Source organism: Flavobacterium sp. Root420 (genome assembly GCF_001427905.1).
GTDB lineage: Bacteria > Bacteroidota > Bacteroidia > Flavobacteriales > Flavobacteriaceae > Flavobacterium.
Map to the genome: position 1 here is coordinate 440,336 of NZ_LMEF01000001.1, position 26,178 is coordinate 466,513.

The window sequence follows — 26,178 nt, forward strand, 5'->3', positions numbered from 1 at the left end:
TTCCCCTGTCCCTTTGAACCTTTGAACCTTTGTACCTATTCGTTAACTTGAAATTTCGTTCTCTTGCTTCCTTCGTACATTTCGTATTTTACCAAACGCGCTTCTAAACTTGCATTAAAAAGTTTGATTTTTCTGGAAGGTTTTAATCCCACAAATTTTAAGGCTTCAAGATTTGCCGTGATAAACCAGGCATTTGTTCCCGGATAGCTTTTCTTCAAAGTATCACCGATGTTTTTGTAGAATTCTTCCATATGAATATCCAAACGCTCATCGTATGGCGGATTGAAAACCATATGCAATTTTCCTTCAACTGCTTTTTCAGAATCAAAAAAGTTATCTTCTGAAATTGTAACATAATCTTCTAAATTAGCATTTTTGATATTGTCTTTTGCCTTGTTTACAGCACTTGGCGCTTTATCAAAACCTTTAATCGTATAATGAAATTCTTTTGTTTTTTTCATCAGACTATTTACAATCTGGTCGAATAAGTCATTATCCCAGTCTTTCCATTTTTCAAAAGCAAATTCTTTTCTGTTGATGTTTGCCGGAATGTTACAGGCAATCATAGCCGCTTCCGCCAAAAAAGTTCCGGAACCACACATTGGGTCCAAAAAGTGACTTTGACCTTCCCAACCTGATAATAATAAAATTCCTGCCGCCAAAACTTCGTTGATTGGCGCAATATTCGTTGCTGTTCTGTAACCACGCTGGTGCAAGGAATTTCCTGAAGTATCTAATGCAACCGAAACCTGATCTTTATCGATATGAACGTTGATTCTTAAATCTGGAAAAGCTTTATCAATACTCGGACGCTGACCCGTTCTTTCTCTAAACTGATCTACAATCGCATCTTTACATTTTTGAGAAACAAATTCAGAGTGATTAAAATAAGTCGAATGCACTGTCGCATCAATTACAAAAGTTTGATTAGCATTTAAAAGCTTAGACCAGTTAACGCCCGAAATTCCTTTATATAATGCCTGCTCGTTGTTTGCCCTGAACGAGTAAATTGGTTTTAAAACTTTAAGTGCCGTACGCAATGATAAATTGGCTTTGTACATAAAACCTTTATCGCCTTTAAAACTTACCATTCTCACTCCTTTTTCGACATCCTGAGCACCAAGATCACGTAATTCTTTTTCTAATATTTCTTCAAAACCAAAAAAACATTTGGCTATCATTCTAAAATTTTCTTCCATCTTTATTTTTGTTTAAAAAAATAACTCCAATCACAGACACAACTAATGTTTATTTAGGTATCAGCGTGAAATAGTTATTTTTCGGCAAAAATACACTAAATTTGCGGTACTTTGAATTAATTGAAATAGAATAAATGTCTGAAGCACCAAACTCATCAACACCAAATCAGGAGCGTAACACCGAAAACTGGTTTACATCATGGTTTGATACTCCGTATTATCACATTCTTTATAAAGACCGAAATTACCGAGAGGCTCAGATTTTTATGGATAATCTTACGCATTACCTAAATCTTCCTGAAAAGGCAAAAGTATTGGATTTAGCCTGCGGAAAAGGTCGTCATTCTATTTATTTAAACCAACTTGGCTTTGATGTTTTAGGCGCTGATTTATCTGAAAATAGCATTGCCGAAGCAAGCAAAAACAGCAATGAAACCCTGCATTTTAAAGTGCACGATATGCGGGAGCCATTCGAAGAAAAATTCGACGCTATTTTTAATTTGTTTACCAGTTTTGGTTATTTTGAAAGTGATGATGATAATTTGACAACTTTAAAAGCAATCAAAGAAAGTTTATCTGAATATGGTTTTGCCGTGATTGATTTTATGAATGTGGCGCAGGTAATCGAAACTTTGGTTCCCGAAGAAGTAAAAACCGTTGACGGAATCGATTTTAAAATTAAAAGATACGTTAAAGACGGACATATTTTTAAAGAAATTGATTTTGAAGATCAAGGACATAAATATCATTTTACCGAAAAAGTAAAAGCTTTAACTTTAAAAGATTTTGAAGAATTAATGGCCGAAGCCGGAATTTTTCTGTTAGATATTTTTGGAGATTATAAACTCAAAAAATTCCATAAAACCGAAAGCGAACGATTAATCATGATTTTTAAATAATTGGTGAATCGTTTAATTGTTTAACCGTCTAATCGATTGAGCAAACAGTACACAATTAACCGATTAAACAAATCAACGATTACACAAAATAACAAATGAACTATTTACTTCCCTTATTTTCTGTACTTTTAGGTTATGCTGTGGCTTTGTTTTTAAAACCAAAAAACAAAACCAACTTAAAATTATTGCTTGCTTTTAGTGGTTCATTTTTATTGTCATTAACTGTAATGCATTTGTTGCCTGAAGTTTACGAATCACACAATCATAATATTGGTTTGTTCATTATGGTCGGAATTTTATTTCAGATCATATTGGAGTTTTTCTCAAAAGGAGCTGAACACGGACACGTTCACGGGCATGCACAAATGTCTCAAATTCCCTGGCTGCTTTTTATCAGTTTGTGCATTCATGCCTTTTTAGAAGGTTTTCCGGTAAGTCATCATCATGGTTTAGCACTCGGAATTGCGATTCATCATTTGCCAATTGCCGTGATTTTAACCACTTTTTTCATCAACGCCAATCTGAACAAAAAAGCGATTTTTGCATTCATGCTGACTTTCGCCATTATGACTCCGCTTGGGACAATTGCTTCCGAATATTTACCCATTTTAAACCAATATTATACTGAAATAACAGCCGTTGTTATTGGGATTTTATTCCATATTTCATCGACTATTATTTTCGAAAGCAGTGAAGGACATAAATTCAACATTGCCAAAGTTTCCATGATCGTTCTCGGAATTTTATTGGCTTTTTTATTATAATTAGGGCGTGCCCAAATTCACAAAAGGCGCTATCTAACAAACCGCTTATATGCGCCTTTCGCAAATTCGGTCGGGCTATCCGCTCCGCTGCGGCGGACTGCTCCTATCCCTCACGCAACAAAACAAAAGAACATCTTGTGCTTTCATTTTCATAATTCAATTATCTAATTGTCAATTTTTCTAATTGGCTAATTATTAATTCCCAGTTCTTTTTCTTTCATCCTGATTTCCAAAATTGCGTTCTTTAACATTAATTTTTTTATTCCCAAAATTATAAACCACAGATAAGCGCACAAATCTGTTACTTTCCTTTTGACTGTAAACCTGTTTTACACCATTTACAACCGAAGTAAAATCTTTTAAATAAGAGGTATTAAAAATATCATTTGCCAGAAACGCAATTTGCATCGTTTTATTAAACAAATCTTGTTTAAAACCAATATCAAAACTCGATGCGTATCCTACTTCGTACAAACCACTTTTAAAAGGCGTAGTATACGAAAAATCGATTTGCAATTTTGTTGTTTTACCTAAAACAAAAGTATTGTTTGTAGAAAAATCAATTTGCAAACTATTTGATGGAGTGGCGTTTATGTCTTTAATAAATTCTGTTTTTGCACCTAAAAAGTATAATGAATTTTCACTCTGCCACCAATCTGCAAAAGTTGCTGAATAACTCTCCCCAATTCCGTAACTCAAATTTTTAAAATAATTTTCTCTCGTTATAATTTGTGTATTCGTTTCCGTATTTGAAGTAAATAAAATACCATAACCATTTGTAACAGAATTAACAAAAACACTAGTTCTCAGGATTTCTTTATACGAATGTGCGAACTCAAAATTATCACTAAATGAAGGTTTTAAAAACGGATTTCCTTCAGAATAACTATTACTGCTTATGTAAATTCTAAATGGGTTCAATAAATCAAAACGAGGTCTGTTGATTCTTTTTCCATAATTTAAACTGAAACTATTGTTTTCGTTTTTCTTGTAAGAAGCATAAAACGTTGGAAATAATTTCAAATAATTATTTTCTGTCGTTTGATTGATTGTTTCAGAAAATCCGTTTGTTTGAGTATTTTCCAATCTTAATCCCAATTGAAGATTCCATTTTTCATTGATTTTTTTATCTCCATTAATATAAATCGCCTGATTATTTTCGGTGTATTTAAATCGGTTGGATTGGGTCGGATCTAAGACCGGAGTTCCTGTAATTGTATTGTAATAGAGTACATCGCTGATACTATTTGTAAAACTCACTTTGGCGCCGTAAGATAAATTTATCGCCTGAAGCGGATGCTCCATATCAGCCTTAAAACTCAAGTTGTCAATATCCTGATTCGAAATATTTCTTCCTGACTGATTTACACCTATAAATGTCATGTCAGCGTCATAGTCATTTGCAATAAACTTTCGATCAAATTTTGAATTGTAATTAAAGTAATCTGCATCAAATGATAATTTTCGGTTTAAAGAATCCAATTTTGTAATTATGTGCAAATTATAGGTTTGATTACCCGATTCTCTGTCTGAAAAGCTATTATTAAGTGTATAATTTTCTAATTGATTTTGCGTATTGTATCGGTCAATTCTAATATCTGATTTAAAATCCGGGTTATTTCTGTCCCTTATAAATTGAAAACCAACTGTTGTTTTCTCTGAAAAGTCATAGTCTAAAGCGAGTTTACCAGATGCATTTTCATCTTTCATTTTTGTTGTAGCTTTCAAATTTGAAAGTCCTTCCTGGAAATATACTTTAGAAACTTCGTCTACATTTTTATATCCTGTTTTTCCGTTAACACTGGCAGAAAAGCGGATTTTATTTTTGTTGTAAAAGAAATTATCTCTCAAAGTATAAATTCCGTATTTATTTTGATCGTAAGAAGCCGTAATAGTATTTTTCCACGAATCTCTGACTCCTTTTTTCATAACAATATTGATTAATCCTCCAGTTCCTTCCGCTTCGTATTTTGCGGGTGGATTGCTTATAATTTCAATATTTTTAATATCACTTGCTGGTATTGATTTCAGGAAATTATTCAATTCTTCGCCAGCTAATTCAATCATTCTTCCGTCGATCATCACTCGCGAAGTTCCTTTTCCTAAAATAGTAATTGTATTGTTTTGTACTGCAACCCCAGGCGCAGTATTAATGGCGCTCAAAGCATCTCCAGCTACATTTGTAACATTATTTTCAAGATTATAAACCAAACGATCTGTTTTCTGTTCGATTGTTTTCTTTTTAGATTGAACAACAACTTCTACCAAATTGGTTGTATTTTCTTTTAGGATAATGGAGCCTAAATCAAAATCATTCTCTATCGAAATCTCTTTCTCAAATTCTTCAAATCCCAAAAGACTAACATTTATTTTATAAAAACCTTTTTTTAGATTGATTTCAAAAGTTCCATCTTGTTTTGTTGTGGTACCGTCTACAATTTTCCCTTCTGAATTTAATATTGAAACATCTGCCCATTCTAATGGAGTTGTTTCATTTCCTATTTTTCCTTTCAATTTTAAAGTTGATTGTGCCAAACAAAAGAATGGTAATAGTAAAAAGATAAGGAGGTTTGATGTTTTCATAATTTCTAGTTTTAACTTGTTCGATTAATTTGAAGCAAAGTTGCCTTAGAAATTTTCCAGATTCGACCGACAAAAAAAAGTCGAACCAATTTCCTAAATAGAAATTGGTTCGACTTTATTGAGCATCAAGTACGACTTTTTACAAACTATTAATTATGAAGCGTTTCTATAAGCAGTAGGCGTTAAATTAGTATATTTTTTGAAAGAAGTATTAAACGAAGATTTGGAGTTAAAACCCACTTCATATAAAATTTCCAAAACGGTAAGCTGACTTTTAGATTTATCTTTCAAAATATTCATTGCTTTCTGGATGCGATATTCATTTACAAAATCAAAAAAATGCTGATCCATATGATGATTGATCAAAACGGATAAATCCCGAACCGGAATATCAATTTGATTCGCCAATTCCTGAATGGTAAGCGACGGATCTAGAAAAGGTTCTTTCTCAGCCATATATTGTTTCAATGTCAAAATCTGAGTTTTAATTAATTCGTTTTGATAATCTTTTGTTTCAATACTATTTTTATTTTCCTTAGGAAGAATATCTCTTGCTAATTGCAATTTAGAATCTAGTCCTCTAAAAAGTTCAGGATAATTCAAAGCTTTTAACACAAACCAACAAGTCACTACTAAAACAAAAAACTGTAATATTGTATTGGACCAAATCCATAGAAAATCTAAATCAGCATATCTTACAATATTCTTAACTATAGACAGGTAATACAAAACAAAAAGTACAATCGCTATTTGAAATAACCATTTAAAAATAGAAATTCTGGGATTCGCATAATTTTCCTGATATATTTCTCTATACCTTTTTAAAACCAAAAACACTCCTATACTATACAATACTGTTTGTATACCTAAAACAAGAAATAAAAAATACATTTCAAACGATTGATCGCGATGATTGTAAAACATTTTTTTTTCTACATCATTTAAAAAATAAAGTCTGAGTATAAAAACTGTATTTGTGATTATAAATGGAATTACATGAAATAAATGCTTCGTCTTTAATCGAAAATCTGTAAAACAAACTGATAACACATACAGATAAAAGGCCGGTAATATCAAAACACAAATACTCCATCTGAAAAATTCTAAATTAAAGTGTGCTATAATGAAGCCATCATCAATAAAAATACCGCTGTTATCAATTGCAAAAAATATTAAATAGAAAGCAAATAGACTATTTGCTAATTTATTCTTTGTTTTTACAGTTAATAAAAAGAATGCCAGCAATAATGAAACAAAAACTGAAATTCTGGCCATACCAGTTAAAAAGCTAATTATATCCATTCTTTCTTTAATTATTCAACAAATATAATATTTTAGATCTTTTAACACAGTCCAGTATCATAGCCAGCCTGGAATAAATTAAAACTTTATTACGAAGCGTTTCGGTAAGCTGTAGGCGTTAAATTTGTATATTTTTTGAAAGAAGTATTAAACGAAGATTTGGAGTTAAAACCAACTTCATACAAAATTTCTAAAACCGTAAGTTGACCTTTAGATTTATCTTTCAAAATATTCATTGCTTTCTGGATGCGATATTCATTCACAAAATCAAAAAAGTGCTGATCCATTTTATGATTAATCAAAATGGACAAGTCCCGAACGGGAATATCAATTTGATAGGCCAATTCCTGAATCGTAAGCGACGGATCCAAAAAAGGTTCTTTCTCTGTCATATATTGTTTCAATTTCGAAATTTGCCCCGTAATCAAATCATTCTGAACATTTGATGAAACAGATTTATCTTCAACTTCCGGTAGAATCTCTTTTGTTAGTTTTAATTTAGAATTAACTCCTCTAAAAAGTTCTGGATGATTTAGTGCTTTCATTATAAACCAACACGTTATAAACAAAGCAATGCTTCCTACAAGTACATTTGCCCATAGAAATATCTCTCTGAATCCGCTATAACGCAATAAATTTTTTAATGCTACAATTGAATGTGCAGTAAGAAATACACAAGTAATCTGAAAAAGCCATTTATAAGTCGCCGTACTCGAATTTGCGTAATTTTCGAAATAGATATCGCGATATTTTTTTAAAATAAAAAACACACTGATAATGTAAAACACATATTGAAGTTCAATTAAAATCTGGATAAAATAAATCTCAGGCAATTGATTGAGCATTGAAACAAAGCTATCTCTATCTGTGAGGTTTAAATAAATTCTGGGAATGAAAACTAAATTAACAACTATAAAGGGAAGTGCATGAACTAAATGTTTCCATTGCAATCTAAAATCAGAATAACAAACCGCCAACACAAAAAGGTAAAACAAAGGCATCCCAAATAAACATGCAGTTGACCTTAAAATCTCCCAATTTAGTTCGGTTCGCGTTACAGCATCAATAAAAAATCCACTGAGATCGACAGCAGAGAAAATAAAAAACCAGGCAAATAATCTGTTTGCCAATTTATTTTCGGTTTTAACCGTTAATAAAAAAAAGGCCAGCAGTAAAGAAACAAAAACAGAGATTCGACCAATCCCTTGCAGCAAATCTAATTTATCCATTCTCTTTTATTAATTAACAAATATAATATTTTAGTTCTTTTAATAATGAGGATTCAAGAAATCCGCTGTTTAGATGAGAATTAAAACAAAAAAACAATAAGAAATTAAATCTTTGTGACTTTACTGATGAAATTTCGAGATTGCAATAAAAAAGATTAATTTTGGCCAGTCCAATAACAGCGAAAAATGACATTTACAAAAACAACTGAACAAGCATCAAAGTATGAACATTTAGAAAAAATGTCTGTCAATGAATTGCTTACCAATATCAATCAGGAAGATAAAACCGTTCCTCATGCTGTCGAAAAAGTAATACCCCAAATCGAGGCATTAGTAGAGCAGGTTGTAGCCAAATTAAAACTTGGAGGAAGAATTTTTTATATTGGCGCCGGAACATCAGGACGCTTAGGCGTAGTTGATGCCTCTGAATGCCCTCCTACTTTTGGCGTTCCTTTTGATTTAGTAAACGGAATTATTGCCGGAGGTGACACTGCAATTCGTCGTGCGGTAGAGAATGCAGAAGACAATGCAGAACAGGCCTGGCTGGATTTGAAAACACATCATATAAATGAAATTGATATTGTTATAGGAATAGCGGCTTCTGGAACCACTCCGTATGTTATTGGCGGCTTACAAACCTGTAATGAAAATAATATCATAACTGGCTGCATTACTTGCAATGCCGGAAGTCCTTTAGCGTTAACAGCACAATATCCGATAGAAGTTGTTGTTGGTCCGGAATTTATTACAGGAAGTTCCCGTATGAAAGCCGGAACAGCTCAGAAACTAGTTTTAAACATGATTTCTACTGCTGCTATGATTCAGCTTGGAAAAGTGAAAGGCAACAAAATGGTCGATATGCAATTGAGTAATATTAAATTGGTTGACCGTGGGGTGAAAATGATTATGGGAGAAATTCCGGTTTCGTATGAAGAGGCAAGCGAATTATTAAAAAAATACGGCAGTGTTAGAAATGCTGTTGACAATTATACTGCTTAAAAAGGTTTAACCGCAAAGTTCGCAAGGTTTTTTCTACTCATCTTTGTCAAAGTTCGCAAAGCTTGCTGAAACCTGAAACTTGAAACTTTTTCAAACCTGAAACAAAAATAGATGGCAACAAATAAAGAATTATTAGGAAAAGGAATTAAATATTTATCAGGTTCACTGCCTTTATTATTTATTGGGCCTTCGTTGATTTATAATGCTTTTATGAATCAGCATACAAATTGGCATTATTTGGTTTTAGGAATTGGAATTGTGGCTTGCTTAAGCGCTATGTTTTTGATTTTTTATGGATTGAAAATTATTATGAAAGGTTTGTTTAATGACTAATTTGTATCTTTACTAAAATTTTCGATTATGGATATTCAAGCAGAAATAAACTGGATTCATCAAGAAATTGATAAAGTAAAAGATCCTTCTTTTGTAGAAAAATTAAAACATCTTCTGCAGTCAATCAACAATTCGACCGTGGATTCAGATACTTCGTATAATTTAGATATTGAAAATGCTTTAGAAAATATCAAAAAAGGAAATTTCCATACTGAAGAAGAAGCCAAAGAAATTGCTAAAAAATGGAAAAAAAATAATTTGGTCAATCAATACTTTAGATCAATTAGAAGGCATCCATTTTTATATTTTCTTTGAAAGCAAATCTATTACAATTGCATAAAGTAGTTAATACAATTTTTGATAGTACTGAAATATTAAAAACGCAACCAGAAATCTATAAACTCGATAAACAAAAAACCAATAATGATAGAAGTTTTAGAGTATACAGTATTTATGATTATGCCGTTTCGTACCAAATAACAAACGATATTATTTACATTCTTCGAGTGCGCCACAACGCCCGAAAATCCAAAAAACATTCATGGAAAGCCTAATTCACATTCAGAAAACCTTCGAGAAAGTCAATTATATTGACAAAAAAATAAACAATCGGGAGTTTGAAGATTGTGTTTTTAAAAACTGTGATTTTTCTAACAGCAATTTTGCTTACAATACTTTTTTAGACTGCGAATTTATCGACTGTAATTTGTCGATGACAAGTTTGGCGGGAAGCAATTTAAAGAATGTCACTTTTAAAAACTGTAAACTTTTAGGAATCGCTTTTAACGAATGTGACGACTTTTTATTTCAGGTTTACTTTGAAGAAACTGCTTTAGATTACGCTATTTTCTCGAACAAAAAAATGCCAAAAACTAAATTCATCAATTGTTCTGTGAGAGAAGTAACTTTTATAGGAACCAACTTAACGAGTTCGGTTTTTGATAATTGTGATTTAGATGGTGCTATTTTTAATGAAACACAATTGGCTGCTGTTGACTTTAGAACTGCTTACAATTACAAAATTGATCCCGAATTTAATCCGATGCGAAAAGCGCAATTTTCAAACCAGGGAATTGTGGGACTTTTAGATAAGTATGACATTAAAATTGTATAATTTGCGATGAGTTATGTCGCCTCTATGAGGCTAAAACAGTTGAAACAAATAATTTCTATAAATATAACACTCCTAAAGGAGTTTGTTTTTAAAAGTTTGGATTATAAAATTTCTAATAAAAGTAATAACATCCCAACGGGGTAATATATTTATAGAAAACAATAAACCCATTGCTAACAGCTCCATCGGAGCGAAATAATATAGCATCAAAAGCATAAATCATGGAAGCAACTGAATCTTATTTAGAAAGCGTTAAAAAACAGTTTTTGTACTATAAAATGCTAGGCGAAAAAGCAATGAATCAATTAGAATCGGAACAGCTTTTTGTTGCTGTAAATGAAGACACTAATAGTATTGCCACCATTATCAAACATATTTCGGGTAATATGCTTTCACGCTGGACCGACTTTTTAACTTCTGATGGAGAAAAAGAATGGCGTAATCGTGATGCCGAATTTGAAAATGATTTACAATCAAAAGAAGAAGTTTTAGATGTTTGGAATAAAGGCTGGGATTGTTTTCTGGATGCTATAAATAGTTTAAAACCAGAACAACTTTCAGATATTATTTATATTCGAAATGAAGGGCACACGGTTATTGAAGCCATTAATCGTCAATTGGCACATTATCCGTATCATGTTGGCCAGATTGTTTTTTATGCCAAACAATTAAAAAATGGAAGTTGGAATAGTTTATCGATTGCGAAAAATAAATCCGGAAATTACAATGCCGAAAAGTTTGCCAAAGAAAAAGAAATCAAGAACTTTACAGATGACGAATTAAAAAGATTGAAATGATAGAATTTCATGCCTATTTTGGCGGTCTTTGGTGGTGGATTTTGGTTCGGTTTTGCAGAACAAAATTAGCTGATGAACAGTCTGATAAAAATAGAAGGCGGAATTTATATTTTTTGAGTTTTCTTACTATTATAATCGTCTCAATCATAACAATATTTCTTATATACCCGAGATTTTTCTAGCCCTGATTGCAATGGAAATCCTTTTTGTTTTTCCTTTAAAAACAAAAAGATTGCAATGGAAAGCAGGAAATAGCTCCTAAACAATAACCTAAATTTTAAAATGAAAAAAAATATATTTCTTTTACCGTTAATCACATTATTCTCCTGTTATAATGCAGAACACAACTGTAAAGACTTTAAAAACGGAAAATTCAAATTTGAGTTTGAAGTAAATGGCGTTAAGAAAACAACGTTTTTTGAACGAAAAGACGGTATAGAAATCGAAACTTTTGACGGAAAAACGGATACATCGACTGTACGTTGGGTAAGCGATTGCGAATATGTTTTGCAGAAGAAACATCCAAAAAACAGGACTGAAGAAAAAGCAATCAGCATGAAGATTTTAACGACTTCAAAAGATTCTTATACTTTTGAATTTGGAATGGTTGGCTCTGAAGAAAAGCAACGCGGGAAGGTTTTTAAAATTGATTAAAGAAATTTAATAATCTAAAATTGACTTGAAAATGGAAGTATTTTTAAATCCTGATGCCTGGATTGCTCTATTGACATTGACATTTCTTGAAATTGTTTTAGGAATAGACAACATCATTTTTATATCGATTGTAACTGGTAAATTACCCGAAGAAGATCGAAAAAAAGCTACACGAATTGGTTTGTTTTTGGCCATGTTTATGCGTATCGCACTCTTAATGGGGATTTCTTATTTAATTGCCATGAAGGCCACATTATTCAGCATTCACTGGGGTTGGTTTGAAGGCGATTTTACAGGTCAGGCTTTAATTTTATTCTTAGGAGGCTTATTCTTAATTTATAAAAGTACTAAAGAAATAAGCGAAAAGGTAGATCACCAAGGCGAGGAAGAAAAAACAATTAAAACAGCTGCAAAAAAATCTTTTTCTAATGTGATTGTTCAGATTTTACTGATCGATTTAATTTTTTCTGTCGATTCGATCCTAACAGCAGTAGGTATGACTAATGGCGTTCACGGCGCATTAATAATCATGATTACAGCTGTTGTTATTTCTGTTTTGATTATGATGTTATTTGCGGTTCCTGTTGGAAACTTCGTTAACAAAAACCCATCTATTCAAATATTAGGACTGTCGTTTTTAATCCTGATTGGATTTATGTTAATTACAGAGAGTATGCATTTGTCAGATGCTACACTTGCCGGTGAACATATTGGAGCAGTTCCGAAAGGTTACTTATACTTTGCTATTACATTTTCACTAGCAGTTGAGTTTGTCAATATGCGAATCAGAAAAAAACAAGCACAAAACTAATTAGTTTCAATTTGGACATTATGCCACGAAGGCGCTAAGGCACAAAGTTTTTATAATTCTTTGCGACTTAGCGCCTTTTGTGGCTATAAAAAAAATAACGTGTTTCTTTTACATTTCTAATTTTAAATAGTATTTTAGAACCTAAATCTCACGCATGAAAAATACCATATCACATAGAGTTGCCGACTTTTTAAAGGACTTCCCCCCTTTTAGCTTTTTGCATAAAATGGATTTAGAAAAGCTATCAGAGCAGATTTCGATTATCTACAAAGATAAAGATGCTGTGATTTTTGCTGAAAATGACAAAACACATGATTCTTTTTATGTTGTTCATAAAGGTGCTGTGGCTTTAAAGAAAAGTACCAAAAATACTGTTCTGGACATGTGTGATGAAGGTGATATATTTGGATTGCGTCCACTTTTGGCGCAGGAAAACTATATTATGGAAGCTGTCGCCCATGAAGAAAGTATTTTATACGCTATTCCGATTGCAGTTTTTAAACCTTATGCACTGGAAAACAGAACAGTTGGTAATTTTTTGATAGAAAGTTACGCTTCAAATACCAGAAATCCGTATTCTGATATCCATAAAGATAAATTGTATGGTGATGATTTAGAGCAGGATACAATGCATTCTGACACCAATTCTTTTGATTTAACGCCTATAAAATATTCTAAAAAAATTGTTACTTGTTCGCCATCAACCACTGCAAGAGATGTTGCCAAGATTATGAACAAGAAAAAAGTGGGTGCTATCTTAATTGTTGATGAAATGCTTCCCATCGGTATTTTAACAGATAAAGATTTACGTAATAAAATCGTAACCGGAGATTACTCGATACTAACAACGGCTGAAGCGATTATGACGAAGCCTGTTATTACATATCCAAAGAAAATGACCGTTACCGAGGCTCAAATGGCGATGATGAAAAGCAACATAAGTCATTTGTGTTTAACCAAAGATGGCACAATTAATACCAAAGCGGTCGGGATTTTATCAAAGCATGACGTTATGGTGGCGCTGGGGAATAACCCAGCCGTTTTGATCAAAGCATTAAAAAGAGCAAAAAAAATAAAAGAAATTAAGCCAATCCGAAACAGGATCATGCAATTGCTTCAGGGATATTTAGATCAAAATATTCCGATGACATTGATTTCTAAAATCATAACCGAATTAAATGAAGCCTGCACAACTCGCGTTATCGAAATGTGTATCGAAAAAATGAGCAGTCCACCACCTGTAAAATTTGCATGGTTAGCTTTGGGAAGTCAGGGAAGAGGCGAACAAATGTTACATACGGATCAGGATAATGCTATAGTGTATGAAAATGTTTCAGAAGTTTTTAGAGACGAAACCAGAATATACTTTTTAAAATTTGCAAGTCTTATTAATAAAGGACTTTTTGAAATTGGTTATGATTATTGTCCGGCCGAAATGATGGCTTCGAACCCAAAATGGTGTATGAGCCTTGATGAGTGGAAAAATCAGGTGCATCATTGGATTACAAATCCGGGGAAAAATGAAGTTTTATTATCGTTCATATTTTTTGATTATAGTGTGACTTATGGCGATACGGAGATAGCGAGCCAATTATCTGATTCTATTTTTGAGGATGTAAAAGCAAATCCGATTTTTTATGTTCATTTGGTTAGCGGTGCTTTACAGAGTCCGTCGCCAACAGGCTTTTTTAGGCAATTTTTAGTTGAGCAAGACGGAGCCAACAAAGACAATTTTGATATTAAACGAAGGGCTTTAATGCCTTTGACAGATGCCGCTCGTGTTTTGATTTTATCGCATTCAGTTAAAGGGATCAGCAATACGGCAGAACGTTTTGAGAAATTAGCGGAGCTAGAACCTACTAATAGTGAATTGTATTTATCATGCTCCTATTCTTTTAAGGCTTTATTGAAATTCAGAACCAAACAAGGGCTTTTACATCATGATTCGGGACAATTTATAGCCTTAGAATCTTTATCAAAAATGGAAAAAATAAAGCTCAAAAGAACTTTTAAAACCATCAAAGAACTTCAGGAATTAATAAGCGTAAGATTTAATGTTTCAAACGTCGTATAAATATGAGTTTATTTAATTTTTGGAAAAAAGAAGAAGATCTCTTTGATGAAAGTAGTACTATTGAAGAAACTCGTTTTGTTGTTTTAGATACTGAAACTACCGGTTTTGATTACGAAAATGATCGAATTTTATGTATTGGTGCACTTGTTTTACAAAACGGAATAATTTCTGTTCAAAATAGTTTTGAGGTTTATATTGAGCAAGAACATTATGATAAATCGACAGCACAAATTCATGGAATTTTAAAAGATTTCATTTTAAAACGACCAAGCGAGTCAGAGGCTTTACAGCAATTTTTAGATTTTTTAGGAGATTCTATTATTATCGCACATCATGCTGTTTTTGACGTTACAATGATCAATAAGGCTTTAGAAAGAAATGGTTTACCTCAACTGGTAAATCATAGATTAGATACTGCGATTTTGTACAAAAAGACTTTAATTAAGTCTCATTTATTTGAACGAAAAGACCATTACTCTTTAGATGACCTTGCTGATAAATTTGATATTTCTAAAAAAGACAGGCACACCGCTTTGGGAGATGCTTACATTACGGCAATTGCCTTTTTAAAGATTGTGAAAAAACTCAAAGAGAAGAGAGAAACTAATTTGAACTCTTTATTTAAATAAATTGAAATCATTTTTTAAGTTTTATTTGTGAATCTTAAATTTACATTTATCATCAAAAATTTACTTTTTAGTAATATATCCCTTATCATTTAATAGCAATTTTAAAAGGTTTACATAACATACTTTTTGTTTTTCGAAGATAGCTTTGCTTCATCTAAAAAAACCAAACAATTATGAAATCTAATTTTTTAAAATCAATTGCATTATTAGGAATTACAGGATTTTCTGTAATGAGCTGTCAAAATGACGACAAAGATTCTTCAAAGGATGTTAATGCTGACATCGACTTTACTACACATTCAAAAGTTCCTGCTTTTGTATATCCGATGACAGGTTTTGAGAGCTTAAAAATCAGTACTTTAATTGCTAGTTCTGATGTATTACCTGAATCACCTTCATTTGTTTACGGAGCACAACCCGATGGTGCCGGAATAATGAAAAATCCGAATGGAGAAGGTTATATTATGATTACAAACCACGAAATAGTACAATCTGTTTCAAGAGTTTATTTAGATAAAACGTTCAAACCTGTAAAAGGAGAATATATTGTAGACGGAGTTGGAGGTATGACACGTTTGTGTTCTGCAACTTTAGTAACACCGGAAATACACGGATTTGGTCCGATTTTTTTAACTGCCGGAGAAACTAATCAGGAAAGTATGGTTCACGGAATTAACCCATTAGGATTAACAACAGATAAAAGCAGAACTGATAGAATTTTACCAGCCCTGGGAAAAGCAAGTATGGAAAACGCCGTTCCGTTAACCAAAGAAGCTTATCCTGGAAAAACGATAATAATTATTGGGGAAGATCAGTCTTATACAACTGCTCACGCAAGTGCAGGACAGTTAATCATGTACATGAGTACGACTGTAGGCGATCTTGTAAACGGAAAATTATATGCTTTAAAAAGAACAGATGGAAATCAGGTAGAAACAACCATGACTTTAAACAATTCATATCCAGTTTCATTTGTGGAAATTCCAAATGCTAAAAACTTAACAGGTGCAGTTATCAATACTACAGTAAACTCTTTAGGAGTGATTCGTTTTTCAAGAGTTGAAGATGTTGATTACAGAAAAGGAAGTGCCAGCAATAATAGAGAAGTTTATTTTACAGCCACCGGGCAAGCAACTTCAAACGTTGCTCCTGTAGATGGATATACAATGTGGGGACGTGTTTATAAACTTAAAATGGATGCAAATGATCCACTTAAAGGAACTTTAGAATTAGCTGTAGAAGGTGACAGTACACCGGGAACGGGAATCATCAATCCTGATAACTTATGTGTGACTGAGAATTTCGTTTATATTCAGGAGGATGGAGACAGTTATTACACCGAAGCTAAACATGATTCTTATGTCTGGCAATACAACATCGCGACAAAACAAAATAAAGCATGGTTAAACATGAACCATAAAAGAACAGATGTAGCCTGGAATGCTTTATACAATCAAAGCGGTGAAATGAGATTTGGTAGCTGGGAGTTTGGCGCGATGAATGATATTTCAGATTTAATTGGTGTTCCAGATACTTTTACTTTAAATATTCACCCACATACATGGCAATTAGATAAGTTTGAAAATGCTGATGGGTCAGGAGTTAGTAAAGTTAAAGAAGGTGGACAGACCGTTATTATAAGAAACGTACAACGATAATAATCAAATTAAAAATTAAATTAAAACAACCCTTATTTTTTCAATAAGGGTTGTTTCTATTACAATGTATTATGAAATTAAAGCACTTTTCTTTTCTATTTTTAACGCTTTGTTTTTTCTTTTCATGTCAAAAAAATGAAGTTTCAAAAACAACTATTAAACAAGATTTATTGGTTGATTTAACTAAATTAAACAATGAAATCATTCAATTTGAAAAGCTTGTCAATAACAATTCGTCGCAAAAAGAAATTTTAGAGCAATTTAAAAAGTCACGTTTAGCTTATAAAAAAGTAGAATGGGCAATTGAATATTTTATCCCGGACACCGCCAGATTTATGAACGGGCCGGCTTTGGACGAAATGGAATTAGAAGAAAACAAATCTTTTGAACCACATGGTTTTCAGGTCATAGAAGAAATGATTTATCCAGAGTATACAATAGAAAACAAAAAAGATATAATCAGGGAATTGCATATTTTTCAATCGAATATCAAACAAGTATCAAGTACGTTTGAAGTTATAACCATTAGTGACGATTATGTTCTGGATGCAATAGAACAAAATGTTTTTAGAATAATTACCTTAGGAATTACAGGCTTTGACAGTCCAATTCTACAATCTTCAGTTTTAGAAGCGGGCGAAAGTTTAATTGTGATTCCTAAATCTTTGGAAAAAATCAATTCTAAGGGTAAATCATTATCTGAAATAAAAAAATTGACTGAAAAAGCACAAAACTATTGCAAGGAAAATAATAATTTCAATGCCTTTAACAGAGCCATTTTTATAACTGAATATTTAAATCCTATTTCGAAAAAAATTAAAATTTTTCAGAAAGAAGAGAATATTAAAAATGTAAAGAAAAGCAGTCCGTTAAAGTCAACTATTGAAACTTTATTCGATAAAAATGCTTTTGACGTAAACGCATTTGTTCTTTCAAATGAATATAATTTCACTCCAGAAAAAGCAGCCTTAGGAGAAAAATTATTTTATGACAAAAGTCTTTCTAAAAACAATGACAGAAGTTGTGCTACCTGTCATCATCCGGAAAAAGCATTTACAGATGGTTTAAAAACAAATGTTTCTTTAACCGGATCTAATTTAACCCGAAACACTCCTACTCTAACTTATGCCTCTTTACAAAATGCCCAATTTTGGGATATGCGCCAAATAGATCTGGAAAAACAAAGTGTTGATGTTATTCAGAATAAAGATGAAATGCATGGTTCTATGGAAAATATTCATGCTAAAATTCTGTTGGACAAAGATTATATAAAACTGTTCAAAAAAGCATATCCAAAAACCTTGAAGGCTGAAACATGGCAGATTCAGAATGTTATTGCAAGTTATGTCAGATCTTTAAACTCTTTTGACTCGAGATTTGATATTTATATGCGAGGAGAAAAAGATATTCTGAACAATCAGGAAGTTGAAGGAATGAATCTTTTCATGGGCAAAGCAAAATGTGCGACTTGTCACTTTACACCTTTGTTTAACGGAACCGTTCCACCTAGTTATTCCAAAACCGAACATGAAGTGATTGGAACTCCAAACGAAGCGTCAGGAAAAAAACTAAGCCCTGATTTAGGAAGGTATCTATACAATAAAATGCCACAATTAATTGGCGCATTCAAAACACCAACCGTTCGAAACGTTGCGGTAACTGCTCCATACATGCATAACGGAGTCTTTAAAACTTTAGAAGAAGTTGTTTCGTTTTACAATAAAGGAGGCGGAAAAGGCCTAGGTTATGAAGTAGAAAATCAAACACTTCCTTTTGATAAATTGAATTTAACTGTGAAGGAGGAGCAAGCTCTTGTTGCGTTTATGAAAACTTTGACCGATAAAAAATACTAGAAAGACCAAGATAAAAACCAATCAAAATGCCAGAATTTAAGCTTTCTGGCATTTTTTATTTAATCTACAAATATTCTATAGGGAAATACATTTGAAGATGTATTTTTAAGATGTCTCATAAAACTATCACATAAATATTCCCATTCGTTTTTTGACAAATATTCAATTTCTTCACTATTTCTTGTAATAAAGATATCAACAGTTCGGCTAAAGCCAGCTTTTACGGAAATTTCTTTTCGAGTTCCTTTTTGTATTTTAATATCTGAAATTGAGTTTTTAAAATGATTAAAACCAAATGCTTTTACATCAGCAAAGGTAACAATTCTGCCTCTCGTTAGCAATGCATTTCTATACGCTAGAATTCGGTCTTTGTTATTTTGTTTGTTTAAGCCTCCAATGGTATTGGTCATTAAGGTAACCGTCTGACTGATAAAAAACAAATCATCCTTCGATTCTAAAATAGTTCCGGCTTTAATATCGTTTCCTTCTTCTGCACAAGTTGACCAATAATTTATTGCAAATGTCTTACCAACAGTTTCATCATTTTTGGGCTTTATCATTAAATAAGGATCATTATTTTTAGAAAAGCTATTTTCCTTTGCTTGCTGTTCTACAGACGACAAAAGTTGGTTGATTTGCACCAAAGAGCTGTTCATAAAATCTTTTCCTAAACCAGAAAATGCTGAACTCTCATCTTTTAGCAAATCAAGGACATTTTGAAGCAGTTCAGAAGCACTTCTAGAATCAAATCTTGAAACTCCTCCTGTTCTCAAAACAGCGTTTCCTTCTTCAATAATATCAGCTTTAAACTCTTTTATTTCGTAGTGGTTATTTAAGGAATCAACTACTGAATCGACATCAAGGTAAATATCTTTATCTGTATCAAGTGATACATAAGATAAAAAAGTATCAAATGTTTTACCAGTAGAATGATATTTTTTATTGATTACCGGAAAACAGTTTGCTGTAAATGAGATATTGTCTATAATTTGAGGAACAAGTGATTCTGGAAAAACCATTTTTATCCAAATAACTTTATTGCTATTGTTCTTTGTTATTTCTTCTAAATGAACATATTCGGTGCTATATTCTGTTATTTCTTTGTGCTTTAAAACACCTTCTAATGTGTGAAAATTATCAAAATAAAACTCATTTACTTCCTGCATTATTTCACTTAACTGAGTATAATTGCGATTGATAATATTTTCTACATTCAGATTGTTAATCTGTGCATTGTATCCTTCTTCAACTTTTATCTCTATACCATCATAAAAACATTTCATCTGTTTTAAGTAGTAATGAAACATTTCTTTTTGATACGTATTTTTAATATCAATGTATAGCATTAGATCTTCTATTTCTAGTACATTGGCTTTAAGTTCAATTCCCAAAATAACTTCACCTGATGGCAAAGTTGTATTATAATCACGGACAGCATCTTTATAAAAAAGATTTGAAATTTCATATAGATTTCTTTCGTAGGCAATATACTTAACTTCGCACGATGATAATTTTACTTCTAAAGTCGGCGACAGAACAATTTCTTTTGTAATTGGAACTAAAGGATTGTAAATGTTATGCATTCTTTTAGTTACTTTCATTTGATTGTATAAAGAAACTTTCAAATTATTTTCAATAGGCAAGGCGTGCATAATTCCCCGTGCAGGTTTCGCACCGGAAGCTACTTCTGGAAACATAATTTCCAAAACTCTTTCAACAACACGAGTTTTAGAATCTTCCAATTCACGGTTCGCCCCCTGGTTATGTAGGTTTTGAAAATGGTGGACTGCTCGTAAATAAGATCAGAGAGAGGCCCTATTCTATTGTATTATTCGACGAAATTGAAAAAGCACATCCTTCTGTTTTTGATGTTTTTCTCCAAATTATGGATGAAGGAAAATTGCATGACAGACTAGGAAAAGAAGGGGATTTCTCGAATGCTATAATTCTTTTTACCTCTAACATTGGCGCCGATCATATTGTTGATACCTTTAATAAAGATCAGATTCCAACATCAACTTCTTTAATGGAAATTATGGGAAATTATTTTAGACCTGAATTTTTAGGAAGATTGACTGAGATTGTACCTTTTGCACCTATCAGTAAGCAAAATGCATTGAAAATATTTGAGATCCATCTTAAAAAAGAGTTTACAGACTTGCTTAAAAACATTAATCTAGAAGTTGATATTCCGATGGAAGTCAAACTACATCTTGCTGAAAATGGCTACAATGCAAAGTACGGTGCGAGACCTATCAAAAGCATTATCAGAAGTCATTTAAAAAGGCCACTGGCTAAAAAAATCATTTCAGGAGAAGTAAAAGATGGCGATAAAATGGTTATTACAATAGAAAATGGTGTTATTAAATGGATTAAAGAAGAGCACTAAACTTGAAAAACAAAAAAACGCTAAGAAAATTTCTTAGCGTTTTTTTATATTATTCTAAAACTAAACCAATCTGGCCATCATCATCTAATTCCGTTTCTACGGAATCATCTTCTGAAATTTCCGGTATTTCCGGAACTTCCTCGACCGGTTCTTCATAAGGTAGAGGATCTAACAAATTGACTTGTTTTAATTTATCTGTCGTTAATTGATTTCCTAAAGCTTTAAACCCTTTTACGGCTATAAAATCTTCAACATCAATATGTAAATCTTCTTTTTGAACTCCTTTTATTTTTGCAAAAATCAACTGTGCTACCGGACGATAATCTGTCGACACTATTTCTAATTGCGAATTTGGATGCTCTGTAATAAAACTTTCTTCCTTTCCTTCATTTTCAACCAGAAAGCGTTTCAAATAATAACGCTCTTTTTCTCCATCATAATAAATCGCTGAAATTGGTTTCTTTGGATTCCATTTTTCCAACACAATCATATCTTCATCAAAATGAGTCGATAATTCAGGAATAATAACTTTCAGCTTTCCTGTTTGATTAATGATCAGGATTTTATCACTTGGCTTAAATTCTCCTAATAATTCTCCTCTTGCATCAACATTTAAGCGTTTTACAGTATCATCAAACCAAACTTTTCTTGGCAATAAAGTAGAAATTCCTTTTTCTTTTAATTCTATTTTCTTGATTGGATATTTTGTAACTAAGTTTCCTTTTGAAGCACGTCCTTTAATGGCTAACTTGGCAAAATCAATATCAAATTTCAATTTTTTTATCGTTCCAACCTGGCGTAATAAAATGGTAATTACTTCAGCTTCTCCATTCGGATTATGAGAAAAGTAAACTACTTGTGAACCAGCCGTTTCATTAGTCAAATCATAGGGTTTATCACGCGTTACTCCCGTAACATTGAAACGTTTAATATAGGATGGCCCCGATTTTCCATCACGATAAATCATGTTGTAAATCGTACGCTTATCGCTCTTATCGAATATAGCAACATGAATAATATCTTTTCCGACAAATGTCTTGGCATCTACTTTAGTAATGATCATTTTACCATCTCGCAAAAACACAATTACATCATCTATATCTGAACAATCAGTAAGATATTCGTCTTTTTTCAAGCTTGTTCCAACAAAACCTTCTTCACGATTTACGTATAGTTTTGTATTTCTTAAAACTACCTTTGTAGCTTCGACATTATCAAAAACACGAAGCTCTGTCTGGCGTTCACGACCTTTTCCGTATTTTTCTTTTAATTTGGTAAAATAAGCAATAGCAAAATCAGTTAAATTTGCCAAATTATGCTCTACTTCCTTCATCTCATCTTCTAACTTAGCTATAAAATCATCGGCTTTATCAGAGTCAAAACGAGTGATACGAATCATTGGAATCTGAGTTAGTCTTTGTAAATCATCGTCATTAATTTCTCTGACGAATGATTTTTTGAAAGGCTCGAAACGATCGTATAAATATTGGTAAAGAGATTCTCTATCAGAATATAATTTGAAATCAATATACATTTCTTCACGAATGAAGATTTTCTCCAAAGTCGAGAAATGCCATTTGTTTTTTAATTCTTCTAACTGAATTTCTAATTCCTGACGAAGTAAATCTACCGTTCTGTGCGTTGAAATTTTCAACATTTCAGAAACACCAATAAACAGTGGTTTGTTATCTTCAATAACACATCCTAAAGGTGCTACAGATGTTTCGCAGGCTGTAAAAGCAAATAAAGCATCAATGGTTTTGTCTGGAGAAACTCCTGGGAAAAGATGAATTAAAATTTCGACATCAGCTGCGGTATTGTCTTCAATTTTCTTGATTTTGATTTTACCTTTATCATTGGCTTTCAAAATACTGTCAATCAAAGTCGTTGTATTGGTCGAAAACGGAATTTGCGTAATCACCAATGTGTTCTTATCTAACTGTGCAATTTTCGCACGCACACGCACTCGTCCGCCACGCAGTCCGTCATTGTAATTTGACACATCGGCGATACCCTGCGTCATGAAATCTGGATATAATGTAAATGGCTTTCCCTTTAAAATCTTGATTGAAGCATCGATTAATTCATTGAAGTTATGAGGCAAAACTTTAGTCGAAAGTCCAACCGCAATACCTTCTGCTCCTTGTGCCAAGAGCAACGGAAACTTTACAGGAAGATTGTTTGGCTCAGCACGACGACCATCGTATGAAACGCCCCAATCGGTAATTTTTGGAGAATATAAAACTTCTAAAGCAAATTTAGACAAACGCGCTTCAATATAACGGGAAGCTGCTGCTCCATCACCTGTTAAAATATTTCCCCAGTTTCCCTGGCAGTCAATCAATAAATCTTTTTGGCCAATTTGTACCATCGCATCTCCAATACTCGCATCTCCGTGTGGATGATACTGCATGGTGTGACCCACAACATTGGCTACTTTATTGTAACGACCATCATCCAGCTCTTTTAGAGAGTGCATAATACGACGCTGAACCGGTTTAAAACCATCTTCAATCGCCGGAACTGCACGTTCCAGAATTACATACGAAGCATAATCTAAAAACCAGTCTTTGTACATACCGGTGACTTTCGTGATTACATCTTCGCCTTCTTCTTCCTCATTTTCGTAAAAATGCTGTCCTTCAAAATGCTTAGCATCTACGTTGATTATTTCTTCAGAATCATCAATTTCCTGATTTTCATCAAATTGATTTTCTTCTGAATTATTTTCTTCGTTGTTTGGAATTATGTTGTCGTCTTCGTCTTTCATTTATTTTGATTCCGAATTATTTTATTTAACCTGAACGTTTTCTATGGTATGGTTTTGTTTCTTTTTGTAGCTTTTTATAAGAATATAAGTCAGTGCAAAACTTAAAATGAATGCAACTACTACGTAAATCAATGTTTTTTTATTCATGTGTTCTATACTTCTTCAACCGCATCCAATTCCACCTTCAAATTCTTGATAATAAACTCTTGTCTATCCGGCGTATTTTTCCCCATATAAAAAGACAAAAGCTGCTCTATCGAAGTATTTTTATCCATCATAATTGGGTCTAATCGAATGGTTTCTCCAATGAAATTCTTGAACTCATCTGGCGAGATCTCTCCTAAACCTTTAAATCGGGTGATTTCAGGTTTTGGTTTTAATTTTTCGATCGCGTCTCTTCTTTCTTCATCAGAATAACAATAGATGGTTTCTTTTTTATTTCGAACCCTGAAAAGTGGCGTTTGCAAAATATATAAATGTCCTTCTTTGATTAATTCCGGAAAAAATTGCAGGAAGAAAGTAATCAATAACAAACGAATGTGCATTCCGTCGACATCGGCATCGGTTGCAATTACGATGTTGTTGTATCTTAATTTCTCTAAACCGTCTTCGATATCTAAAGCGGCTTGCAGTAAATTGAATTCTTCATTCTCATACACAATTTTCTTGGTCATTCCGTATGAATTCAAAGGCTTACCACGCAAACTGAAAACTGCCTGAGTATTCACATCACGCGATTTGGTAATTGATCCCGAAGCCGAATCTCCCTCGGTAATAAAAAGGGTGCTTTCTAAATTTCTAGGATTTTTAGTATCCGGAAGATGTGCACGACAGTCTCTTAATTTTTTATTATGAAGGTTCGCTTTTTTAGCACGATCTGTAGCCAGTTTTCTAATTCCTGATAACTCTTTACGCTCTCTTTCGGCCTGTAAAATTTTACGCAATAAAGCTTCTGCAGTGGCTGGATTTTTATGCAAATAATTATCCAGTTTGTTCTTTACAAAATCATTTACAAAAGTACGAACTGAAACTGCAGGTGTTCCATCGTCAGAACCCATATCTGTAGAACCTAATTTGGTTTTTGTCTGAGATTCAAAAACCGGTTCCATTACTTTAATACTAATCGCACTCACAATCGATTTACGAACGTCAGATGCTTCAAAATTTTTGTTGTAAAACTCACGAATGGTTTTTACAAGTGCTTCCCTGTAAGCTGCTAAGTGCGTTCCTCCTTGTGTGGTGTTTTGTCCGTTAACAAAAGAGTGATATTCTTCGCTATATTGCGTTTTACTGTGAGTTAAGGCGATTTCTATATCATAATCTTTCAAGTGAATGATTGGATATTCTAAATCTTCTTCGCTAATGGTTTCTTCTAATAAATCACGAAGACCATTTTCAGAAATATATTTGTCTCCGTTGAAAATAATCGTCAAACCATTGTTTAAGTAACAATAGTTTTTGACCATTTTAATCACATATTCCATACGGAATTTATAGTTTTTGAAGATCGTTTCATCTGGCGTAAAAGTAACTTTCGTTCCTTTTCGTTTTGTTGTTTCGACTACATCTTCTTCTAAAACCAGATTTCCTCCTGAAAATTCAGCGGCTTTCTGTTTATCATCACGAACCGATTCTACACGAAAATAATTCGACAAAGCATTTACCGCTTTTGTTCCGACACCGTTCAAACCAACTGATTTTTGGAAAGCTTTAGAATCGTACTTTCCACCAGTGTTCATTTTCGAAACTACATCCACTACTTTTCCTAACGGAATTCCACGTCCGTAATCACGAACTGAAACCGTTTTATCTTTGATCGTCACTTCAATAGTTTTACCAGAGCCCATTACGAACTCATCGATACAGTTGTCTAAAACCTCTTTTAAAAGAATATAAATACCGTCATCCGGCGAAGATCCATCTCCCAATTTCCCGATATACATTCCGGGACGCATACGAATATGTTCCTTCCAATCGAGTGATCGGATATTATCTTCGTTATATTGATTTTGCTCTAGCATAAATGAATTGGATTTTTGGCTAATGTACCATTTCTACGTAAAAAATAAAAGCGTATTTTTTTTTTGTTATGAATAATAACAGCTTTGAATTTTATTTAAA

At 32.7% G+C, this 26,178-nt stretch carries 21 protein-coding genes and 1 pseudogene; 15 read left to right on the top strand and 7 right to left on the bottom strand.

The features are described 5' to 3' along the window. Positions 1–35: 35 nt before the first annotated feature. Positions 36–1,199 carry a class I SAM-dependent RNA methyltransferase gene (locus ASC72_RS02010; protein ID WP_056185926.1) on the bottom strand — a complete coding sequence of 388 codons (1,164 nt, stop codon included), beginning with the start codon at positions 1,197–1,199 and terminating at the stop codon, positions 36–38. A 134-nt stretch (positions 1,200–1,333) separates the two neighbouring features. Here ASC72_RS02010 and ASC72_RS02015 point away from each other — a divergent pair, with 134 nt between their 5' ends. Next, on the top strand, positions 1,334–2,098 hold the full coding sequence (locus ASC72_RS02015; RefSeq protein WP_056185928.1) for a bifunctional 2-polyprenyl-6-hydroxyphenol methylase/3-demethylubiquinol 3-O-methyltransferase UbiG: 765 nt from the start codon (positions 1,334–1,336) through the stop codon (positions 2,096–2,098). 95 nt (positions 2,099–2,193) lie between these two features. Then, positions 2,194–2,862, top strand: a complete 669-nt coding sequence (locus ASC72_RS02020; RefSeq protein ID WP_056185930.1) for a ZIP family metal transporter — start codon at positions 2,194–2,196, stop codon at positions 2,860–2,862. A gap of 195 nt (positions 2,863–3,057) precedes the next feature. Here ASC72_RS02020 and ASC72_RS02025 read toward each other — a convergent pair whose 3' ends face one another. The 3 genes from ASC72_RS02025 to ASC72_RS02035 form a co-directional block, all read right to left on the bottom strand. Beyond that, on the bottom strand, positions 3,058–5,445 hold the full coding sequence (locus ASC72_RS02025; protein WP_056185934.1) for a TonB-dependent receptor domain-containing protein: 2,388 nt from the start codon (positions 5,443–5,445) through the stop codon (positions 3,058–3,060). Between the two features lie 153 nt (positions 5,446–5,598). Beyond that, positions 5,599–6,747 (bottom strand): AraC family transcriptional regulator, encoded by a 1,149-nt coding sequence (locus ASC72_RS02030; protein WP_056185937.1) that lies wholly within the window; start codon positions 6,745–6,747, stop codon positions 5,599–5,601. Between the two features lie 89 nt (positions 6,748–6,836). After that, positions 6,837–7,976 (bottom strand): AraC family transcriptional regulator, encoded by a 1,140-nt coding sequence (locus tag ASC72_RS02035; RefSeq protein ID WP_056185940.1) that lies wholly within the window; start codon positions 7,974–7,976, stop codon positions 6,837–6,839. A 186-nt stretch (positions 7,977–8,162) separates the two neighbouring features. Here ASC72_RS02035 and murQ point away from each other — a divergent pair, with 186 nt between their 5' ends. From murQ to ASC72_RS02095, 12 genes are all read left to right on the top strand, one after another. Further along, the gene (gene murQ, locus ASC72_RS02040; RefSeq protein WP_056185942.1) at positions 8,163–8,975 is read left to right on the top strand and encodes an N-acetylmuramic acid 6-phosphate etherase; all 813 of its coding nucleotides are present in this window, start codon (positions 8,163–8,165) and stop codon (positions 8,973–8,975) included. Between the two features lie 111 nt (positions 8,976–9,086). Continuing rightward, positions 9,087–9,308: a DUF6095 family protein gene (locus ASC72_RS02045; protein ID WP_017498392.1), complete on the top strand. Its 222-nt coding sequence runs from the start codon at positions 9,087–9,089 to the stop codon at positions 9,306–9,308. Between the two features lie 27 nt (positions 9,309–9,335). Next, a complete protein-coding gene (locus ASC72_RS02050; protein WP_241775593.1) occupies positions 9,336–9,623 on the top strand; it encodes a hypothetical protein in 288 nt (95 codons plus the stop codon). Between the two features lie 17 nt (positions 9,624–9,640). Beyond that, complete coding sequence (locus ASC72_RS02055; protein ID WP_241775594.1) at positions 9,641–9,862, top strand: type II toxin-antitoxin system RelE/ParE family toxin; 222 nt, start codon at positions 9,641–9,643, stop codon at positions 9,860–9,862. Continuing rightward, the gene (locus ASC72_RS02060) at positions 9,850–10,422 is read left to right on the top strand and encodes a pentapeptide repeat-containing protein (protein WP_056185944.1); all 573 of its coding nucleotides are present in this window, start codon (positions 9,850–9,852) and stop codon (positions 10,420–10,422) included. The genes ASC72_RS02055 and ASC72_RS02060 overlap by 13 nt, the downstream gene beginning before the upstream one ends. Positions 10,423–10,643: 221 nt before the next feature. After that, on the top strand, positions 10,644–11,219 hold the full coding sequence (locus ASC72_RS02065; protein WP_056185947.1) for a DUF1572 family protein: 576 nt from the start codon (positions 10,644–10,646) through the stop codon (positions 11,217–11,219). A 282-nt stretch (positions 11,220–11,501) separates the two neighbouring features. Then, positions 11,502–11,873, top strand: a complete 372-nt coding sequence (locus ASC72_RS02070; RefSeq protein WP_056185950.1) for a hypothetical protein — start codon at positions 11,502–11,504, stop codon at positions 11,871–11,873. A 31-nt stretch (positions 11,874–11,904) separates the two neighbouring features. Beyond that, the gene (locus ASC72_RS02075; RefSeq protein ID WP_056185954.1) at positions 11,905–12,684 is read left to right on the top strand and encodes a TerC family protein; all 780 of its coding nucleotides are present in this window, start codon (positions 11,905–11,907) and stop codon (positions 12,682–12,684) included. Positions 12,685–12,838: 154 nt separating this feature from the next. Further along, a complete protein-coding gene (locus tag ASC72_RS02080; protein ID WP_056185956.1) occupies positions 12,839–14,758 on the top strand; it encodes a DUF294 nucleotidyltransferase-like domain-containing protein in 1,920 nt (639 codons plus the stop codon). A gap of 2 nt (positions 14,759–14,760) precedes the next feature. Continuing rightward, positions 14,761–15,387 carry a PolC-type DNA polymerase III gene (locus ASC72_RS02085; protein ID WP_056185959.1) on the top strand — a complete coding sequence of 209 codons (627 nt, stop codon included), beginning with the start codon at positions 14,761–14,763 and terminating at the stop codon, positions 15,385–15,387. A 173-nt stretch (positions 15,388–15,560) separates the two neighbouring features. Continuing rightward, positions 15,561–17,045 carry a hypothetical protein gene (locus tag ASC72_RS02090; protein ID WP_056185961.1) on the top strand — a complete coding sequence of 495 codons (1,485 nt, stop codon included), beginning with the start codon at positions 15,561–15,563 and terminating at the stop codon, positions 17,043–17,045. Between the two features lie 71 nt (positions 17,046–17,116). Beyond that, entirely contained in the window at positions 17,117–18,898 is a 1,782-nt protein-coding gene (locus tag ASC72_RS02095; protein WP_056185965.1) for a cytochrome-c peroxidase, read from the top strand. A gap of 59 nt (positions 18,899–18,957) precedes the next feature. Here ASC72_RS02095 and ASC72_RS02100 read toward each other — a convergent pair whose 3' ends face one another. Next, positions 18,958–20,595 (bottom strand): hypothetical protein, encoded by a 1,638-nt coding sequence (locus ASC72_RS02100; protein ID WP_241775595.1) that lies wholly within the window; start codon positions 20,593–20,595, stop codon positions 18,958–18,960. A gap of 44 nt (positions 20,596–20,639) precedes the next feature. Here ASC72_RS02100 and ASC72_RS02105 point away from each other — a divergent pair. Continuing rightward, positions 20,640–21,287: pseudogene (locus ASC72_RS02105) on the top strand (AAA family ATPase); the annotation flags it as partial. A gap of 49 nt (positions 21,288–21,336) precedes the next feature. Here ASC72_RS02105 and ASC72_RS02110 read toward each other — a convergent pair. Both ASC72_RS02110 and ASC72_RS02115 read right to left on the bottom strand, forming a co-directional pair. Further along, positions 21,337–24,057, bottom strand: a complete 2,721-nt coding sequence (locus tag ASC72_RS02110) for a DNA gyrase/topoisomerase IV subunit A (protein ID WP_056185970.1) — start codon at positions 24,055–24,057, stop codon at positions 21,337–21,339. Positions 24,058–24,209: 152 nt separating this feature from the next. After that, positions 24,210–26,078 carry a DNA topoisomerase IV subunit B gene (locus ASC72_RS02115; RefSeq protein WP_056185973.1) on the bottom strand — a complete coding sequence of 623 codons (1,869 nt, stop codon included), beginning with the start codon at positions 26,076–26,078 and terminating at the stop codon, positions 24,210–24,212. Between the last annotated feature and the right edge of the window lie 100 nt (positions 26,079–26,178).

Coding starts and splice junctions, on each gene's coding strand:
- ASC72_RS02015 (WP_056185928.1), top strand. CDS start 1,334: ATGTCTGAAGCACCAAACTCATCAACACCAAATCAGGAGCGTAACACC.
- ASC72_RS02035 (WP_056185940.1), bottom strand. CDS start 7,976: ATGGATAAATTAGATTTGCTGCAAGGGATTGGTCGAATCTCTGTTTTT.
- murQ (WP_056185942.1), top strand. CDS start 8,163: ATGACATTTACAAAAACAACTGAACAAGCATCAAAGTATGAACATTTA.
- ASC72_RS02060 (WP_056185944.1), top strand. CDS start 9,850: ATGGAAAGCCTAATTCACATTCAGAAAACCTTCGAGAAAGTCAATTAT.
- ASC72_RS02075 (WP_056185954.1), top strand. CDS start 11,905: ATGGAAGTATTTTTAAATCCTGATGCCTGGATTGCTCTATTGACATTG.
- ASC72_RS02095 (WP_056185965.1), top strand. CDS start 17,117: ATGAAATTAAAGCACTTTTCTTTTCTATTTTTAACGCTTTGTTTTTTC.
- ASC72_RS02115 (WP_056185973.1), bottom strand. CDS start 26,078: ATGCTAGAGCAAAATCAATATAACGAAGATAATATCCGATCACTCGAT.
- ASC72_RS02025 (WP_056185934.1), bottom strand. CDS start 5,445: ATGAAAACATCAAACCTCCTTATCTTTTTACTATTACCATTCTTTTGT.
- ASC72_RS02030 (WP_056185937.1), bottom strand. CDS start 6,747: ATGGATATAATTAGCTTTTTAACTGGTATGGCCAGAATTTCAGTTTTT.
- ASC72_RS02010 (WP_056185926.1), bottom strand. CDS start 1,199: ATGGAAGAAAATTTTAGAATGATAGCCAAATGTTTTTTTGGTTTTGAA.
- ASC72_RS02065 (WP_056185947.1), top strand. CDS start 10,644: ATGGAAGCAACTGAATCTTATTTAGAAAGCGTTAAAAAACAGTTTTTG.
- ASC72_RS02110 (WP_056185970.1), bottom strand. CDS start 24,057: ATGAAAGACGAAGACGACAACATAATTCCAAACAACGAAGAAAATAAT.
- ASC72_RS02020 (WP_056185930.1), top strand. CDS start 2,194: ATGAACTATTTACTTCCCTTATTTTCTGTACTTTTAGGTTATGCTGTG.
- ASC72_RS02045 (WP_017498392.1), top strand. CDS start 9,087: ATGGCAACAAATAAAGAATTATTAGGAAAAGGAATTAAATATTTATCA.
- ASC72_RS02080 (WP_056185956.1), top strand. CDS start 12,839: ATGAAAAATACCATATCACATAGAGTTGCCGACTTTTTAAAGGACTTC.
- ASC72_RS02050 (WP_241775593.1), top strand. CDS start 9,336: ATGGATATTCAAGCAGAAATAAACTGGATTCATCAAGAAATTGATAAA.
- ASC72_RS02070 (WP_056185950.1), top strand. CDS start 11,502: ATGAAAAAAAATATATTTCTTTTACCGTTAATCACATTATTCTCCTGT.
- ASC72_RS02090 (WP_056185961.1), top strand. CDS start 15,561: ATGAAATCTAATTTTTTAAAATCAATTGCATTATTAGGAATTACAGGA.
- ASC72_RS02085 (WP_056185959.1), top strand. CDS start 14,761: ATGAGTTTATTTAATTTTTGGAAAAAAGAAGAAGATCTCTTTGATGAA.
- ASC72_RS02100 (WP_241775595.1), bottom strand. CDS start 20,595: ATGTTTCCAGAAGTAGCTTCCGGTGCGAAACCTGCACGGGGAATTATG.